This window comes from Stenotrophomonas sp. PS02289, from assembly GCF_029960115.1.
GTDB lineage: Bacteria > Pseudomonadota > Gammaproteobacteria > Xanthomonadales > Xanthomonadaceae > Stenotrophomonas.
Window position 1 is genome coordinate 1 of the sequence record NZ_JASCOZ010000264.1, and the last position, 3,979, is coordinate 3,979.

Genomic DNA, 3,979 nt, shown 5'->3' on the forward strand with positions numbered 1-3,979 from the left:
GGCTCTGCCCGGCTGCTCTGCAAGGTAAGCACAGCCGGGCAGAGCCCGGCTCTACGCGCCGCCCTGGATATTCGCTTTCACCGAAGGGTGCATCAGCTTCGGTTCCGCCAAGGTGGCATCGCGCGCCTGGCGGGTAGCCACAAACTCCGCCTCGGTGACCCCATCGCGAAGATGGATGTTGTGCGCGCGCTGCGCACCGATGGTGGTTTCATGGGCCACCTCGCGTCCGCCCGGACCGTAGTCATGACAGATGAACACCCGGGTGGCATCGGGCAGTGCGAGCAGACGCTGGATCGAGCGGTACAACAGTGCGGCATCGCCCCCGGGAAAGTCGCAGCGCGCCGTGCCGCCATCGGGCATGAACAGCGAGTCGCCGGTAAACAGCGCATCGCCGATCCGGTAGGCCACGCTGTCCGGCGTATGGCCCGGCACTGCGATCACCTCGGCATCGAGTCCGCCCAGCGCGAAGTGCTCACCGTCAGCGAACAGGTGGTCGAACGGCGCGCCGCCGCTGGGCACGTCCACTCCGTAGCGCGGCGCAAAGGTGCGCTGCACCTGGGTGATGCCTTCGCCCATCGCCAGCGTGGCCTGCGGCCACTGCTGTTTGAGCCGGCGACCGGCGCTCACGTGATCGGCATGCGCATGCGTTTCCAGCAGCCAGCGAACCTGCAGCCCATGCTCGGCTACATGCGTCCGCAATGCCTGCAGCGGTGCCTCGCCAAGGGCATCGGTGTCCGGGTCGTAATCCAGCACCGGGTCGATCACTGCCGCCTGCCGCGTGGCCGGATCATGCACCACGTAGCTGAAGGTATGGCTGTCGGGGTGGAAGAAGGCGGCAACGTGCAGCGACATGGCGGTGGTCCTCAGCGTTTCCCCAGCGTGTCGTTGAGCAGCACGGCGAGGCGTTCGCCGGCCAGACGCAGTTCGCGCTCGGCGACCGGCAGGTAAGTGTCGGTATAGCTCGCCTCAAGCTTACGCTTCGGTGGGTAAACGCCAGATGCAATGGCGATCCGGCAGCTGGCTTCCGCCCAGGTCACCGCGTCGGCATTGATGTTGGCGCGCTTGCTGAACTTCGGCTTCGGCAGCTTGTTCAGGCGCGTGGCGTAAGCGTCGTCATCCAGCTTGCGGGTATTGAGCATACCGCTGTCCCACAGCGAATGCAGGTTGGTGCCGCGGCCGTTGTACTGCACCTGGAAATCGTTGCCGCCCTTATCGTGCCCATAACCGGCATGCATCGGCTGGTGAATGTCGCCGACGAAATGCACGACGAACTTCAGCGCCTGCGCACGCTCGGCGTCGGAGCGACTGCGGTCACCGAGGATGGCGGTCTGCGCTTTCAGTGCCTCGACCACGCAGTTGCCGTTGCTGCACTGGCTGGCCGGCAGGTACTGGCAGTCGTCCTCGCCCATGTTGATGTAATGCCAGCGCGCCGAGCGCCGACCGAGGCCCGGGTCCTTGCTGCGCAGTTCGTCGGCCCACGGGGCCACGCCGGCCAGGGTCGGTACCGGTTCGCTGGCCAGCAGGCGGTCGACCTCGGCACGGGTGGCCGGGGTCAGGCGTGATTCGGCCACGCGTGCCACCAGAAGATGGCCTTGTGCGCCCCAGGCCAGGGCGTCGGTGGAGACAAGCGTGAGAGCCAGGGCAACGGTGCTGGCGCGGAGCAGGGAGGAGATCTTCATCGCCCCATTCTAGCGGGCGACGGTGCCGACGTTCTTGACCGCATCTGGCCAGCAGCAGAACAAAAAAGCCCCGGCCGAAGCCGGGGCAAATGCTTTGCTGCGAGGGGTGTTGCTCGGTTCGGTTCTGATCGGTCGATCAGAACTTGAAGACGTAGGCCACGCCGTACACCAGCGGGTCGATGTTGACGGTGCCGATCTTTTCGCCGTTCAACTTGACCTTGCTGTCGATGTCGATCCAGCGCACGTCAACGCGCAGCGAACCGTTCTCGGCAACCTTGAAGTCCAGGCCGGCGTGGGCGGCCAGGCCCCAGGAGTCTTCCAGCTTCAGGTCCGCGCCGGCCAGTGCCCCGGTGGTTTCCTCGCTGAAGAAGGTGGTGTAGTTGACACCGGCACCGACGAACGGCGAGACCTTGCCCTGGCTGTTGAAGTGGTACTGCAGGGTGACCACCGGCGGCAGGTGCTTGGTGCTGCCGACGCGGCCCAGGCCGTTGATGTTGATGTCGTGCTTGAAGGGCAGGGCGGCCAGCACTTCGATGCCGAGGTTGTCGGCGATGAAGTATTCACCGGTGATGGTCGGCTTGATGTCGCTGTCGACGTCGACTTCCAGGCCGCCGGCCAGGGTGCCGTTGTCGGACTTGGGGGCGACCTGGTGCACGCCGGCACTGATGGTCCAGTCGCCCTTGGACTGGGCCATGGCCGGGGCGGCGGCCAGCGACAGGGCGACGGCGAGGCTGGACAGCAGAAGGGTGGAGGTCTTGCGCATGAGGAAGTCTCGTTGCGGGGTGGAATGGGGCCAGTTTTCCCGGCCGCGCTTCACCCCGCCTTGATCCGGATCAATCCGGCCCGGCCGCTCAGCCAGCGGTCAGCCAGCCCGCCTGCGGCCCCGGCCGCCGGGGGACGGGCTTTGCTAGAATGGCGTCCCTTTCCATCGGCGCCGCACCGTCGCGGCTGCAGGAGCTTGTGAACATGGCAATCAAGGTTGGCATCAACGGTTTCGGTCGCATCGGGCGCAACGTGCTGCGTTCGGCAGTGCTGAACTTCGGCAATGACATCGAAATCGTGGCCATCAACGATCTGCTGGAGCCCGATTACCTGGCCTACATGCTGAAGTACGACTCCGTGCACGGCCGCTTCAAGGCTGACGTGAGCGTGTCCGGCAGCGACCTGCTGGTGAACGGCAAGAAGATCCGCCTGACCCAGGAACGCGACCCGGCCAACCTGAAGTGGGACGAAGTGGGCGTGGACGTGGTGATCGAATCCACCGGCCTGTTCCTGACCAAGGAAACCGCGCAGAAGCACCTGGATGCCGGCGCGAAGAAGGTGATCCTGTCGGCTCCGTCGAAGGACGACACGCCGATGTTCGTCTACGGCGTGAATGACAAGACCTACGCCGGCCAGGCGATCATCTCCAACGCTTCGTGCACCACCAACTGCCTGGCCCCGCTGGCCAAGGTGATCAACGACAAGTGGGGCATCAAGCGCGGCCTGATGACCACCGTGCATGCGGCCACCGCCACCCAGAAGACTGTCGATGGTCCGTCCAACAAGGACTGGCGCGGCGGCCGTGGCATCCTGGAAAACATCATTCCGTCCTCCACCGGCGCAGCCAAGGCCGTGGGCGTGGTGATTCCGGAACTGAACAAGAAGCTGACGGGCATGAGCTTCCGCGTGCCGACCTCGGACGTGTCGGTGGTCGACCTGACCGTGGAACTTGAAAAGGAAGCCACCTACGCTGAAATCTGCGCCGAAGTGAAGGCACAGAGCGAAGGCGCGCTGAAGGGCATCCTGGGCTACACCGAAGACAAGGTCGTGGCCACCGATTTCCGCGGCGAAACCCACACCTCGGTGTTCGACGCTGAAGCCGGCATCGCGCTGGACGGCACCTTCGTCAAGCTGGTGTCCTGGTACGACAACGAGTGGGGCTACTCCAACAAGTGCTTGGAAATGGCCAAGGTTGTGGCCGCGAAGTAATTCGCTTCGTCGGCAAGTCAAAAGCGGCGCGCTCCTGAGAAGGGGCGCGCTGTTTTTTTTATTGCGCGATTTACGTAGAGCCGGGCTCTGCCCGGCTGCTGTTGGTTTCAGGCGAACAGCCCTCGATTCACGGCATCTTCGGTTTGGCGGATCGGGGCGGGCGTTCCGGGGGACGGCGCAAGTACGTCCCTGTAGCCTCGATCGCCGCTTGCTCGTGTGCGCAATCCTGCGCACACGGCAAGGCCGGGGTTGGGCGTCGTGCCCAACCCGTCGGGCGCCTGCGCCCCGCCCCAGCGGCGCCCCCCCCCGCCCGCCCCCCCCCCCCCCCC

4 protein-coding genes are annotated in these 3,979 nt (G+C 65.3%); 1 reads left to right on the forward strand and 3 read right to left on the reverse strand.

Features of this window, described 5'->3' with window-relative positions; all coding sequences use genetic code 11:
• Positions 1-51: 51 nt before the first annotated feature.
• The 3 genes from QMX83_RS20645 to QMX83_RS20655 form a co-directional block, all read right to left on the reverse strand.
• Positions 52-852, reverse strand: a complete 801-nt coding sequence (locus QMX83_RS20645; protein WP_282298495.1) for an MBL fold metallo-hydrolase — start codon at positions 850-852, stop codon at positions 52-54.
• Between the two features lie 11 nt (positions 853-863).
• Positions 864-1,679, reverse strand: coding sequence for a S1/P1 nuclease (locus tag QMX83_RS20650; protein WP_282298496.1), 816 nt, complete (start codon positions 1,677-1,679; stop codon positions 864-866).
• A gap of 136 nt (positions 1,680-1,815) precedes the next feature.
• Positions 1,816-2,442 (reverse strand): OmpW family outer membrane protein, encoded by a 627-nt coding sequence (locus QMX83_RS20655; protein ID WP_282298497.1) that lies wholly within the window; start codon positions 2,440-2,442, stop codon positions 1,816-1,818.
• Between the two features lie 203 nt (positions 2,443-2,645).
• On the opposite strand from QMX83_RS20655, the gene gap reads away from it, so the two are divergent.
• Positions 2,646-3,650 (forward strand): type I glyceraldehyde-3-phosphate dehydrogenase, encoded by a 1,005-nt coding sequence (gap, locus tag QMX83_RS20660; protein ID WP_282298498.1) that lies wholly within the window; start codon positions 2,646-2,648, stop codon positions 3,648-3,650.
• Positions 3,651-3,979 lie beyond the last annotated feature (329 nt).